This is a genomic window from Colwellia sp. E2M01, assembly GCF_018860585.1.
Taxonomy (GTDB): domain Bacteria; phylum Pseudomonadota; class Gammaproteobacteria; order Enterobacterales; family Alteromonadaceae; genus Colwellia.
This window is the reverse complement of record NZ_JAHKPR010000022.1, coordinates 32,878-46,663: the sequence shown is the minus strand read 5'-3', so window position 1 is coordinate 46,663 and position 13,786 is coordinate 32,878. Positions and strand designations below refer to the sequence as shown.

General features: G+C 37.1%; 12 protein-coding genes. 6 read left to right on the top strand and 6 right to left on the bottom strand.

Going from position 1 to position 13,786, the window contains the following annotated elements:
- The first annotated feature begins 147 nt into the window (after positions 1 to 147).
- Positions 148 to 1,404, top strand: coding sequence for an efflux RND transporter periplasmic adaptor subunit (locus tag KO502_RS04355; RefSeq protein WP_216021345.1), 1,257 nt, complete (start codon positions 148 to 150; stop codon positions 1,402 to 1,404).
- 12 nt (positions 1,405 to 1,416) lie between these two features.
- Positions 1,417 to 4,530 (top strand): multidrug efflux RND transporter permease subunit, encoded by a 3,114-nt coding sequence (locus KO502_RS04350; RefSeq protein ID WP_216021344.1) that lies wholly within the window; start codon positions 1,417 to 1,419, stop codon positions 4,528 to 4,530.
- Between the two features lie 330 nt (positions 4,531 to 4,860).
- On the opposite strand, the gene KO502_RS04345 is transcribed toward KO502_RS04350, so the two are convergent.
- Both KO502_RS04345 and KO502_RS04340 read right to left on the bottom strand, forming a co-directional pair.
- Positions 4,861 to 5,007, bottom strand: coding sequence for a DUF2986 domain-containing protein (locus KO502_RS04345; protein ID WP_216021343.1), 147 nt, complete (start codon positions 5,005 to 5,007; stop codon positions 4,861 to 4,863).
- Positions 5,008 to 5,022: 15 nt separating this feature from the next.
- Positions 5,023 to 5,520: a hypothetical protein gene (locus KO502_RS04340; RefSeq protein ID WP_216021342.1), complete on the bottom strand. Its 498-nt coding sequence runs from the start codon at positions 5,518 to 5,520 to the stop codon at positions 5,023 to 5,025.
- 141 nt (positions 5,521 to 5,661) lie between these two features.
- Here KO502_RS04340 and dbpA point away from each other — a divergent pair, with 141 nt between their 5' ends.
- The 4 genes from dbpA to KO502_RS04320 all read left to right on the top strand — a co-directional run bounded on the left by dbpA (position 5,662) and on the right by KO502_RS04320 (position 10,111).
- The gene (dbpA, locus tag KO502_RS04335) at positions 5,662 to 7,065 is read left to right on the top strand and encodes an ATP-dependent RNA helicase DbpA (protein ID WP_216021341.1); all 1,404 of its coding nucleotides are present in this window, start codon (positions 5,662 to 5,664) and stop codon (positions 7,063 to 7,065) included.
- Positions 7,066 to 7,095: 30 nt separating this feature from the next.
- Positions 7,096 to 8,226 carry a cell division protein ZapE gene (zapE, locus tag KO502_RS04330; RefSeq protein WP_216021340.1) on the top strand — a complete coding sequence of 377 codons (1,131 nt, stop codon included), beginning with the start codon at positions 7,096 to 7,098 and terminating at the stop codon, positions 8,224 to 8,226.
- 89 nt (positions 8,227 to 8,315) lie between these two features.
- On the top strand, positions 8,316 to 9,203 hold the full coding sequence (locus tag KO502_RS04325; protein ID WP_216021339.1) for a DUF2884 family protein: 888 nt from the start codon (positions 8,316 to 8,318) through the stop codon (positions 9,201 to 9,203).
- A gap of 68 nt (positions 9,204 to 9,271) precedes the next feature.
- Positions 9,272 to 10,111 (top strand): DTW domain-containing protein, encoded by an 840-nt coding sequence (locus tag KO502_RS04320; protein WP_216021338.1) that lies wholly within the window; start codon positions 9,272 to 9,274, stop codon positions 10,109 to 10,111.
- A gap of 157 nt (positions 10,112 to 10,268) precedes the next feature.
- Here the strand turns inward: KO502_RS04320 and KO502_RS04315 are convergent, their stop codons facing one another.
- The 4 genes from KO502_RS04315 to rpiA form a co-directional block, all read right to left on the bottom strand.
- Positions 10,269 to 10,493 carry a hypothetical protein gene (locus KO502_RS04315; protein ID WP_216021337.1) on the bottom strand — a complete coding sequence of 75 codons (225 nt, stop codon included), beginning with the start codon at positions 10,491 to 10,493 and terminating at the stop codon, positions 10,269 to 10,271.
- 9 nt (positions 10,494 to 10,502) lie between these two features.
- Entirely contained in the window at positions 10,503 to 11,219 is a 717-nt protein-coding gene (locus KO502_RS04310; protein ID WP_216021336.1) for a DUF1775 domain-containing protein, read from the bottom strand.
- A gap of 196 nt (positions 11,220 to 11,415) precedes the next feature.
- Positions 11,416 to 12,669, bottom strand: coding sequence for a phosphoglycerate dehydrogenase (gene serA, locus KO502_RS04305; RefSeq protein ID WP_216021335.1), 1,254 nt, complete (start codon positions 12,667 to 12,669; stop codon positions 11,416 to 11,418).
- A 177-nt stretch (positions 12,670 to 12,846) separates the two neighbouring features.
- Positions 12,847 to 13,503: a ribose-5-phosphate isomerase RpiA gene (gene rpiA / locus KO502_RS04300; RefSeq protein WP_216021334.1), complete on the bottom strand. Its 657-nt coding sequence runs from the start codon at positions 13,501 to 13,503 to the stop codon at positions 12,847 to 12,849.
- Positions 13,504 to 13,786: the final 283 nt, after the last annotated feature.

Genomic DNA, 13,786 nt, shown 5'->3' with positions numbered 1-13,786 from the left:
CCTCTAAGCCTTTTAACTTTCGCTGAGTGGGAAAGAACTTAATCAACTTGGTATAAATTAATTATTAAAAGTAGTTAGCCTGTGTAATAATTTAGCTGATAAGTCTATAACCCATATTATAAAGTATTGCTCTATAAGGAATAATTAATGCTGCAACGTATATTAAAGCAAAGTAATTTCAGCTATTTAGCTAGTAATCAATGGATACGTTTAGTAATACTAACTTTGAGTATCGGTCTTGTTGCTTGCGGACAAGAAACTACGCCAGCTAAACCACCTGTACCAGCTGTTTCTGTTTATGAAATTAAGTCACAATCTGTTGGCGGTTATCGTGAATTTGTCGCTCGTACCCAAGCTTTTAAAGAAGCTGACTTACGAGCCCGTGTAGAAGGCGAATTAATTGAAAGACATTTTAAAGAAGGCAGTAATGTTGAAAAAGGACAAACCTTATTTCAAATTGACCCTGCTGCATACAAAGCTGCTGTATCTTCTGCAAAGGCAGACTTAAGTTCACGCTTATCAGGAGAGAGTCAAGCAAAGCAAAATTTAAAACGAGCTAATGATCTTATAGATGATGGTTATATTTCGCAATCAGACTTTGACCGTTTAACCACTGAAGAATCACAAGCGGTCTCTGCTGTAAAGGCGGCTGAAGCGGCACTTGAAAATGCCAAGCTGAACTTGAGCTATACCACAATTACAGCACCTTTTACTGGTCGTATTGGTAAAGTTAATTTTAATGTGGGTAATATAGTTGGCCCTGCTAGTAATACTTTAGCAAGTCTTATAGTAACAGATCCTATTTTTGTTAGTTTTCAAGTCGAAGAAAGTGTCTTTATCTCCTATCAACAAGCACATCAAGGTTCAAATAAGTCTGATGCTGTAGAGTTCGATATCTCATTACGTTTACCTAATAATTCAGAGTATCTTGAGCAGGGTAAATTAGATTTTGCCAATACAAAAATATCTGAAGGTATGGGCACGGTAGAGCTTAGAACTGTTTTTCCAAATCCTAATAACATTATTCTACCTGGCTTATTTGTAACCTTAATGGTGGAAAGTAAAGATAAGCAAGAAATGGCATTAATCCCCCAAGCTGCAGTACAAGAAAACCAACAAGGTAAGTTTATTCTTATTGTAGATGAAGACAATAAAGTCATCCAACGTCATGTCGTTCTTGGCAGAAGAATAAATGCAATGTGGGTTGTTGAAAGTGGTGTGAGTGTAGGTGAAAATGTCATTGTTGAAGGCTTACAAAAAGTGCGTTCAGGTATTGAAGTAAAAGCAATTGAGAAATATGTTGACCCCCTTGTTGGCACTATTTCTGACGTAGATAACCAAGTAAATGATTCAGTTAAAGTAAATAACTCAGATAATAGCGCTACTACTTCAACAGTTAAGTAAGCAGGGACAATTATGATCAGTAAAACTTTTATCAATCGCCCTAAATTTGCTTTTGTAATATCAATTGTTATCTCCCTTGCTGGCTTAATCGCGATGAGCGTATTACCAGTAAATATGTATCCAGAAATTACTCCTCCTCAAGTTCAAATTTCAGCAGTGTATCCAGGAGCTAGCGCTCAAATTGTTGAGGAATCAGTGATCAGACCGATTGAAGAGCAGGTTAATGGCGTTGAGGATATGATGTATATAGAATCCTCAGCATCGAATAATGGTAGCGCTATAATTACCGTTTATTTTAAAGTGGGTACTGATGGCGATATAGCACAAGTTAACGTGCAAAACCGAGTCGCTTTAGCGACGAGTTCACTTCCTTCTGAAGTCACTCGACAAGGGGTGGATGTTAAGAAAAAATCAAGTTCAATGTTACTAGGAATTAATCTTTATTCAAAGCAAGAATCAATAAACCAACTGTTTTTAAGTAACTACGCGTCTAACTATTTAACTGAGCCTTTAGGGCGAATTAAAGGGGTTGCTTCCGCTGAAATCATGGGTGAAATGACCTACAGCATGAGGGCATGGTTAAACCCAGAGCGTATGGCTTCGTTAAGCATTACTGTTACTGAAGTGCAGCAAGCGTTACAAGAGCAAAATATGATTGTTGCTGCAGGTAAGTTGGGTGCTAGTCCTACTTTACCAAATCAACAATTTGAATACTCTATTCAAGCAAAAGGGCGTTTACAAACACCTGATGAGTTTGGGCAAACCATTATTCGAGCGCAGCGTAATGGTAATTTTATTCGGTTAAAAGATATTGCAAGATTAGAGTTAGGTGCAGAAGACTATTCAACCCAAGCCCGGCTAAATGGTAAAGAAACGGCCTTTGTCGTTATCTATCAACTGCCTGATGCTAACGCAACAGAAGTTGCTGCATTAGTAAAAGCTGAAATGGAAAAACTCGCAGAGCGATTTCCTGATGGCTTAGAGTATGCCATTCCTTACGACACTACTGAATTTATCAGTCGCTCAATAGAAGAAGTAATGGTGACGTTATTCCAAGCGATTGTATTAGTTATCTTGGTTGTATTCTTATTTTTACAAAACTGGCGCGCAACCATTATTCCAACCTTAGCAATCCCGGTATCGCTTATTGGTACTTTTGCTTTTATGTTATTGATGGGTTATTCAATTAATACCATTACCTTATTTGGTTTAGTTCTTGCCATAGGTATCGTTGTAGATGACGCGATTATTGTGATTGAGAACGTTGAACGCATATTAAAAGAAGATAAACTTCCTATAAAGGAAGCTGTCACTAAAGCAATGGAGCAGGTATCAGGCCCTATCATTGCAACAACCCTAGTATTACTTGCTGTATTTGTTCCTGTTGCCTTTATGCCGGGTATAACAGGAGAGCTTTATAAACAATTCTCCGTTACTATTTCATTTGCGGTTATTATCTCCTCGATAAATGCATTAACGTTAAGTCCTGCATTATGTACGGTATTGTTAAGCGCTGAGAAAATGAAACCTATTAAATGGTTGCTACCCTTTGAACGCTTAATTATTAACGTTACAGGTAAATACAGTAACACCGTCGGCTTTTTACTTAAGCGCTTAGCTCGAGTCGGTATTTTTATTGGTTTAATTTTTGTTAGTGCAGGTTGGTTGACTTCTGTAGTTCCTACCGGTTTTTTACCTGCAGAAGATCAAGGCTACTTGTTCGTTGATATACAATTACCTGATGCCGCATCAAGTAACCGCACACAAGCAGTAGTAGAGAAAATAACCCCCCTAATATTAAACGATGCTGCAGTGGATGATGTAATTACTGTGGCAGGATATTCATTACTTGGCGGAGCAGGTTCAAATAACGCATTAGCTATTATCATCCTTAAAGATTGGGAAGAGCGCACATTACCAGAACTAGGCTTAAAGCAATTAATCCCCAGGTTGATGGGGCAATTATGGGCCATGCCTGACGCACAAATTATGGTATTTAATCCTCCGCCTATTCCTGGTTTAGGCAATAGCTCAGGCTTTGACTTTAAACTACAAGATAGCGAAGGGCGAGCGCCGGCTGAATTAGCACAAGTCATGAACGGACTAATCTATGATGCTAACCAAAGGCCTGAATTATCAAGAGTATTTAGTACTTTCAGAGCAAATGTTCCGCAATACTTTTTAGAAGTCGATCGCAATAAAGCGAAATCTCAAGGGGTTGCTTTGTCAGATATCTTCTCAACATTACAGGCTCAATTAGGTTCGCTTTATATTAATGACTTTAGTCAATTTGGGCGTACTTATCGGGTAACCATTCAAGCGGAAAGTAAGTATAGAGCCGATCCAACAGACTTGCGGTTTTACTTTGTTCGAAATAAAGATAATGAGATGGTGCCATTAACGACTTTAGCGACAGTGAAGCCTATTTTGGGTGCTACTACTATTAACCACTTTAACCTATATCGCAGTGCTAGCATTACAGGGCAAGCTACACCTGGCTATTCATCTGGCCAGACTATCCAAGCAATGGAGGAATTAGCGAGTAATTTACCTAATGGTTATATTTATGAATGGTCAGGGCAGTCAAAACAAGAATTAGAAGCAGGTAATTTAGCGCCAATTTTATTTGGTTTAGCGATTGTTTTTGTTTATCTCTTTTTGGTTGCACAGTATGAAAGTTGGTCTATTCCGTTTTCGGTAATTGCCGCGGTACCTTTAGCGCTCTTTGGTGCTATGTTAGCTTTATATACGATAGGGTTAGCCAATAATATTTATGCTCAAGTGGGCTTAGTCCTCTTAATTGGACTTTCAACTAAAACAGCGATATTGATTGTTGAGTTTGCTATGGAGCAAAGAGCTGCCGGCGAGACTATTATTAATTCAGCACTTAACGCGGCAAAAATGCGTTTTCGCGCCGTATTAATGACAGCATTCTCCTTTATTTTAGGTGTTTTGCCACTGGTATTCGCCACAGGAGCAGGTGCGGGAAGTCGTGTTTCGTTAGGGGTAACTGTATTGGCGGGTATGATTGCAGCAACCTTATTTGGTACTTTATTTGTACCTTACTTTTATCTATTGATTCAACGTATGCGTGAAAAGTTTAAAGGTGATTCTCCGGCTTCTTAATCATTACATTTAATATATACCCGTTCCACTTGAAGATGCTCGTTTCAGGAAGCCTGAGCGATTCATAACCAAGGCACCTTTTTTTATCAAGGGTTGTTCCCTTAAAAAGAAATGTAACGCAGGGTATGATTTGCTCAGTCTTCCCCAAGGGCTGGTTTAGAAACGCTTTATGCCGCGTTATTGATTTTGAGCATGAACAACCATTCTCAAAATCAATGCCTTGCCTAAAGGCGTTTCTAATTCCAGCTGAATCCTGCATCTTCAAGTGGAGCGGGTATAGTATTTGAAGGTAATGTGTAGCAGGGGGATATGATAAAAACGCACAAACTATTAACTAGTTTCTGCGTTTTCTTCTTCAGCAAGCTTAGCGCGTTCAGCTTTTGAAATATATTTAGGTTTATTACTGGTGTGAAGTTTGGCATTAGATTTTTTCAGCTTCTTCTTCAAAATATTATTAATCTTCTTTTTTCTATTCATTATTTTATCTCTACTCTAAAAAATTAAGACCATAACGATTAATGGCAAATATGGGTAAATAACCGTTGGCTTTAACGAGTTATTAATATATTCAGTAATAAGTCCTACAACACCAGAGCGATTAGCTTGCCATTGTGTATATAGTAAATAAGGAGCGCTGTTAATATTTAATTCGTTTACTTGGTCATTACTAGCTTGGTTAATATCAGGTTTTATCTTACTATCGGCTATGTTAGTTGCAGCCACCAATGCTAATTTTTTTTCTATTTCAGTAATCGAATTTTCAGTGCGTTGTTGAAAAGTCTTCCAAATACCTTCTTGTAACCAGAGTGTTACTAACAAAAGTAATATAACAAAGCTTGATACCGAAAAAATATAAGCGGTTAAGCTCAGTAATATTGCCACAAGCTTGATTATTAAAGCGTATTTTTCATAATTTTCGTAGCTATCATGTAAGGTTTGCCACTGTGCTAGTAATGGTTGAATCATAAATTGATTTGAATCTGCAGTCATAGGTTTGAATATACTGGGGTTGTACAATAATTACTGGTATTATGCGCTCATTATATTTCTCATGAAAGTATTCTTCTATTTTTCTTGAGAGTTTCCATTTTAGCTTAGTGTTGACTAAGCAATATACCCGAGGCGTTTATTTTGAGTACTCAATCAACTACTTCAGCAAAAGCTTTTTCATCATTAGGTTTAAAGCAGGATTTAGTTAAAAATTTATCGTCGCTTGGTTATCATGAAATGACCCCGATTCAAGCACAAACATTACCTGAAATGCTACAAGGTAAAGACGTTATTGGCGAAGGTAAAACAGGCTCAGGTAAAACTGCCGCCTTTGGTTTAGCATTATTGAACAAGCTTGAAGTAAAACGTTTTCGTATCCAGTCTTTAGTTATTTGTCCAACTCGTGAGTTGGCAGATCAAGTGGCTAAAGAGCTTCGACGACTAGCACGCTCTATTCATAATATTAAAATTTTAACCTTGTGTGGTGGAACACCATTTGGTCCACAAATTGGCTCGTTAGAACATGGTGCGCATATTATTGTGGGTACACCTGGTCGACTTGAAGAACATGTTATCAAAGGTACGTTAGAGTTAGACAATGTTGACTTATTAGTACTTGATGAAGCAGATCGCATGTTAGAAATGGGTTTTCAAGCGGCACTAGATAACATTGTTGGTCGTACGCCATTAGATCGCCAAACGTTATTATTTAGTGCAACATTCCCTGAACAAATTAAAACGATCAGTGAAAGTATCATGACAGATCCTGTGATGGTAAAAGTTGCTTCAAGTGAAAACCAGTCAACTATTAGCCAAAAGTTTTATAAAGTGGCAAATGATGATGAACGCCTTGATGCATTACAACTTTTATTACTTGATACCCAAGTTGAATCAACCGTTATTTTTTGTAATACCAAAAAAGAAACACAACAAGTAGCGAATGCTCTCGCTTCTGACGGCTTTAGTGTTTTAGCGTTACACGGTGATTTAGAGCAACGCGATAGAGATCAAACCTTATTACGCTTTGCTAATAAAAGTGCCTCTATTTTGGTGGCTACCGATGTTGCGGCACGTGGTTTAGATATAGACAGCTTAGACTTAGTGGTTAATTATCATATTGCTCGCGATAGCGAAGTTCACGTACACAGAATTGGTAGAACAGGTCGTGCGGGTAGTACAGGTTTGGCTTATTCATTATATAGTGATAAAGAAAGCTATAAAATCGGTTTACTTGAAGATTATTTAGAAGCGGTTATTACCCCAGATGATTTACCATCAACTTCAGTACTGAGTTATCAACGTCCGCAAGCTAAAATGGCAACCATTCAAATTGATGGTGGTAAAAAGCAGAAAGTTCGTCCTGGCGATATTTTAGGTGCTCTTACTGGTGACAACGGCATCAAAGGCGCCGAAGTTGGCAAGATTTTAGTGCTTGATAACAAAGCCTATGTTGCTGTTACTAAATCAGCATTAAACCTAGCATTGAAAAAAATAGCTAAAGGTAAAATGAAAGGCCGTACGTTTAACGCACGTCACTTAAATTAATTGTAACGTTAGGCTCGGCAATAAGTCGCTATGAAACAAGCTTATCAAACATTAATTGATAATAAGCAACTTGATGTTGATACTGCGCAACAACATGCTATTGACGCGTTAATAATACTGTCAGAGCAGTTATTAGCGCGCAACAATAAAGCATTAACAAGTGTAAACAATATTCAAGGTTTATATTTTCATGGTCGAGTAGGGCGTGGTAAAACCATGCTGATGGATCTTTTTTATCAGCACCTTAATATTGATAGAAAAAAGCGCATTCACTTTCATCACTTTATGGAAAGTGTTCATCAGCAACTAGCCCTACTAACCGGAAAGTCAGAGCCGTTAACGTTAATAGCTAAAAGCTGGGCGAAAGACATTGATTTACTGTGTTTTGATGAGTTTTTTGTTACTGACATTGGTGATGCGATGTTGTTGGCAGGCTTATTTTCGGCACTTTTCGCGCAAGGTGTTACCTTAGTTGCCACCTCTAACTGTAAACCAGAAGCGCTATATCGTAATGGTTTACAACGTGAGCGTTTTATTCCAACCATTGATTTGATTAATAAATATTGCAAGATAATTTCTATCGATGGCGAGATAGATCACAGGCGTAATAAGCTAAAGGATATTGCCTTAGAAAATGGCGATACTAATTATTTTATACTCGATCCTTTCAATACATCAATGAATGATAAGCTCGATGATTGTTTTAAAAAATTAGCTAAAATTGAGCAACTTACTGCGGGTGAAATTAGCTTGAATAATCGAGTGGTAAGTTATTTAGCCAAAAGTGAGTCGTGTATTTATTTCGACTTTTTTGCCTTGTGCTCAGGCCCGCGTAGTCAACGTGATTACATGGCATTAGCTAAAGCTTTTAATACCGTATTTATTGCTAACGTACCTAAATTCTCAGGTCGATTAGTATCAGCTGTTTCTTCTGGTGTTGAAGACAGTTATCAACGTAGCGGAACATCAATGGACGAATTACAGCAACTTGATGATGAAGCAAGACGATTTATAGCCTTGGTAGATGAATTTTACGACCAAAAAATAAAACTGGTTGTTAGCGCTGAGGTCGATATATTTGAGCTTTATCAAGGACAACAACTTGCTTTTGAATTTGAACGCTGTCAATCTCGGCTGATTGAAATGCAAAGCAATGTTTAAACGTTTTAGATAACCATATATTTTATTTATCTTGGTTAGTGCCGTTATATTACCTCCCACAACAGACTTTATTTCCTAAGGATCGAATAATGACTTATTTTTTTAAACATATTGCAGCTACAGCTTTATCGGTTGCTTTGTCGTCAACTGTTTTTGCTAATCAATCGTGTGATGTTGAATTATCCACAGCCGTTAACATAGATTCAAACAAAACTGAATTTACTCAAGAAGCCACCAGTAATGAAAAAGCACACACTTTATATCAAATAGATAATGGCACCAAGTTATCGGTTGCAGGTAAAACGATAACCTTAACGGCAGAACAACAAGCGATAGTTAGCCAATATGATAAAGATATACGTCAGTTAGTACCGCAAGTTAAAAAGGTTGCCATTGACGGTATAGATTCAGCCATCGAAGGCGTTAACGCAGGTTTTAACGGCTTATTAGGCAATGGAAATAAATTAGTAAATGACTTAACCACAGAGCTAGTATTAATTCGCTCTCAAGTCGAAAATAACTTGTCTATAGAGAAAGGTATTTTTGTTGGCACTGACGGTATTGAGGGCGAAGATATTTTAGGTAAAGACTTTGAGCAACGTATTAAAAGCTCGGTACAAAATGCCGTTGTTAACTCTATGGGCAGTATTTTAATGGCGATAGGACAGCAGATGATGTTCGATAATGGTCAAGGCGGTACGTTTGATACACGTGTGAAGAAATTTACCGATAATATCGAACAAGAAATTGCTACAAGAACAGAGAAAATAGAACAAGAATCAAATATGCTTTGTCCTAAAATCATCAATATAGATGTTTTAGAATGGAAGCTAAAAACTAATATTAACGCGCTAGCGAACATTAATGTTTTTACGGTAACTAAAAATGTGAGCCGAGATGTTACTAAATCGGTAACCGATGCTGTTTCTAAAACAGTCGAACAAACGAGAAAGCAACTTGTTCCGCAAGGTAATTAGTCGAATATTCAACTCTCTACCTAGCGCTCAAGCAACAAACTAATAACCTGTAAATTAAGAGTAAATAAATGCACGCGGTTCATAAACTCCACGAATATCGTAAAAGTATTAGTACCACTACCTATAAATCGAGAGGGCAGCGTGTTGTTCGTTGTCCGCTGTGTCAATTAGCGAAAGAGTATTGTATTTGTGCAATATCACCAATCAATGAAAAGGTTGAAACAAGTGCAGGTTTCTTATTATTGATGTACGACACTGAAGTATTAAAACCTAGTAATACGGGCAAACTTATTGCTGATTTAATTCCCGATACTTATGCTTTTTTATGGTCAAGAACAGTAGAAAACCCTGATCTATTAGCGGTACTTAATGATGAGCAATGGTTTCCGTTAGTGGTTTTTCCACAGGAATATGCAGATGCTGAACGTGAGGTTTTTAGCAATAATGTTGTTTGCCCTGAAGGAAAGCGACCTTTATTTATCATGCTTGATGGCAGCTGGCGTGAAGCAAAAAAAATGTTTCGTAAAAGTCCTTATTTAGATAAATTCCCTATGGTGTCATTTGATGCCAAAGCTGTGATGCAAAAAATTAATGACGCTATTGCTACTGAGCCTGCAAACGTTGCACTAGCAATGCCGCAATCAGCTGTTAATAATCACCTATCTCCCGTTGGCGATGATTCACGGTATACGGTGAGAAAAACGGCGCTTGAACATCAGTTTTCAACTGCAGAGGTAGCTGCCAGAGTATTAGATATGCATGGTGAAGGTGATAATGCCAAGATATTAGATTTATGGTTTGATGTATTTAATTATCAGTATCAAAAAAGTGTGTGTCAACGCAACAAAGGTAATGTAAATGCCATAGCAAACTATCAGGATTTTATCGCTAAAACCTTTGAAGTTTGAAGCTATGAGCGTGTACTTTTGTCGTCAATGTAAAAGCTAAGAATGCTCATCAAATATAATTCACTTCAAATATAATCCATTTCAAATATAAAGTACCAATAAAAATGGCTGTTTCAATAAAGAAGCAGCCATTTTGTTTTTTACTATCAAATACTTTTTAATTTAACTGAGGTACAAAGAGCTCTTTTGGTAATTTATCTGAATTAGGTGCCGACAAAGTAAATGTTTCACTTTCAGGTATTAATCCCGCTGTTTCTAAAGCAGTTTCTACCTTTTCCTCTAACGCTATGTCAGGTTGCTCTGATACATTAGAGCCTGAGTTATCACTCTCATTACAAGCAGCCAGGGTAAATACAGCGATAATAAGCAAAAAATATTTCATAATTGCTCCTTAATATTTAACCCAGAAAGTGGCGCTATCATGAATTTCACTTAACGACGATTTTCCTTCAGCTTCAATCAACTGTTGAGTAACTACGTTACTACTATATGCTTCGTCATTCCACCAAACAATTTCTGCATCATTAAATATACTCATATCATGCAAGTGTTGATCTGAATCTGTTGTATATTGATTCCAACCTGGAGATCGTGCTGGCATTACCATGAGTGATGGCGCAGGGTTACCTTGTGCGCTGCTGCTATGATCATGTCCACTAGCTTCTGTATCCCAACTTACAGAAATCTCTACATCGTTATCATTGATACAGTATTGTGTTACTGGAATAAATACCGTGCTAAAAGCTGCATCAGGTAATTTACCTCTAAAACTTACCGTATAGTATTGAGTATCACTATCTCGCTCAGTACCCGCTGTTTTTACCCAAGTAATTTCGTTATAGTCGGCGTCAACTGCAGCCGCTGTAGCTTGACCAAATACGGCGTCAATGGCATGAACTGAGGTAATACTTGATGGCACTTTAGCAACAATACGTACTGTATCTTCAGAGCCTGAAACATCATCAGTACAGCCATGAGGAATGCTGAGTTCAATAACACTCGTTTTATTAACAAAGTGAGGTCCAGAAGCTACGCCAACATGTGCGTGAATAGCTGTGGTTATTAGACAAGAGCCTGCCAATAGGCTTGTTTTTAATATATTTTTCAACTTATCTTCCTTTTTTATGTAAGTTGAAAAAGATTATAAAGAGAAGTATTAAAAATATAATGTGGTAAATTGTCGCAGTTATGCAGAAAATAATAATTTATACGAAATGACATTAGATATTAAGTATTAGATATTAAAAAGCCCGTTTAACTTAATTAAGTTAAACGGGCTTTTTTAAAAATTTAACACTTATCGATTAATGTAATATTCTAGCGCGAATAGTACCTTCAATACGTTTCAAGGCTTTCAATGCTAACGCACTATCTTGTGAGTTAATATCAATAACTACATAACCAATTTTGTCATCGGTTTGTAAGTATTGCGCAGCAACGTTAATGTCGTGCTCAGCAAAAGCTTGGTTAATTTTAGTTAACACGCCCGGTTGGTTGTGGTGAATGTGTAATAAACGGCTAGTACCTGATTGACCAGGTGTACCATGTTCAGGTAACGATACTTCAGGGAAGTTAACCGCCGATAAGCTTGAGCCATTGTCTGAGTATTTAGCAAGCTTAGTTGCTACTTCTAAACCAATGTTAGCCTGTGCTTCTTTAGTACTACCACCAATGTGTGGCGTTAAGATCACGTTATCAAAACCGCGTAATTCAGAGATAAACTCTTCATCATTACTTTTTGGCTCAGTAGGGAAAACATCAATAGCTGCACCCGCAATTTTCTTGCTTTCTAATGCTTGCGCTAATGCAGGAATATCAACCACTGTACCACGAGAAGCATTAATAAAGATTGCACCATCTTTCATCGCATCAAATTGTGCTTTACTAATCATATCTTGTGTATGCACTGTTTCAGGTACATGTAAGCTAACTACGTCAGCTTCACCAAGTAAAGCATCTAAAGAAGAAGCTTGGCTTGCATTACCTAAAGGAAGTTTAGTTTCTACATCATAGAAGCGTACACGCATACCTAACGTTTCAGCTAAAATACCAAGTTGCATACCAATATGACCGTAACCAACAATACCTAGTACTTTACCACGCGCTTCTACAGAGCCTAATGCTGATTTAAACCATTCTCCACGATGTGCTTTTGCACTTTTCTCTGGAATACCGCGTAATAATAATAATGTTTCGCCAATAACAAGCTCAGCCACAGAACGTGTATTTGAAAACGGTGCGTTAAATACCGGAATACCACGTTTTTGTGCTGCGGCTAAATCAACCTGATTAGTACCAATACAGAAACAACCTATAGCAACTAATTTTTTCGCATGACTCAATACTTCATCAGTTAACTGAGTACGTGAACGAATACCAATGAAGTGAACGTCGGCAATTTTTTTAATTAATTCTTCTTCAGATAAAGATGTTTTTAGTGATTCAATATTTGAATAACCTTTTGACTTTAATTCATCTAAACTACTTGGGTGTAAGCCTTCAAGTAATAAAATCTTAATTTTGTCTTTTGCTAATGAGTTTTTGCTAGAAATGGTCATAAAATTGGTTTCACTTATCAAAATTAAACGAGTAAAAAAACTGTTGTTACTATACGTTTAGATGGCTAGATATCTAAATAGGTTTTTAATATATCATATAGTGCATTAGCACTAAAAGAATTATTAAGTAAGTTTGGAATAAATATTCCTAAGTTATTCAATAAAGGGAACCTATCTTTATTGAATAACTTGAATTTCATTTTCACAGCCTAACACTAAAATGTCAGCGCCGCGCAGTGCAAATAAACCATTAGTAACCACACCAACAATATTATTTATGTCGGTTTCTAATGTTTTTGGATCAAGAATCTCAAGGTTGTAAACATCAATAATTACATTACCGTTGTCTGTTACGACTCCTTGACGATACATAGGATCACCACCAAGCTTAACTAGTTCACGAGCTACATAACTACGTGCCATTGGAATAACTTCAATAGGTAACGGGAATTTACCTAGCACATTCACTTGCTTGCTATCATCGGCGATACAGATAAACTTTTTAGCTACAGCCGCAACTATCTTTTCACGTGTTAATGCTGCGCCGCCACCTTTAATCATTGCCATATGCTCGGTAATTTCATCAGCGCCATCAATGTATACATCTAAGACATCGACACTGTTTAAATCAAACACTTCTATGCCATGTGCTTTTAAACGCTTACTTGATTCTTCCGAGCTTGATACTGCACCAACTATTTTATCTTTTATGGTGGCAAGAGCATCAATAAAAAAATTAACGGTTGAGCCAGTACCAACACCGACTATTGTATTTTCTTTAATGAACTCTAATGCCTTAATGGCTGCTGCTTTTTTCATTTCATTTTGAGTCATATAAAACCTATAAGTCAATTTGTTGGTAATGAGTGTTTGTTCAGCCTCAAATGGCTAGGGACAGGATTATAGCACTAAATAAGCGTATTATTCCTACATTAATTACGGATTTATTTGTGGTTGTTTGTATTGCTTTTAAGGGGGGAATTGCGGACTGTTTGTGTACGGAGAGTGTGGTGAACACGTTGAGATAAATGGCGAGTAGATAACAGCGACTAAAAAATAAGCCCTAAAAAAGGACCGTTATACCAATTTGATTAAATCTCTTCCCAACTCAGAGCTA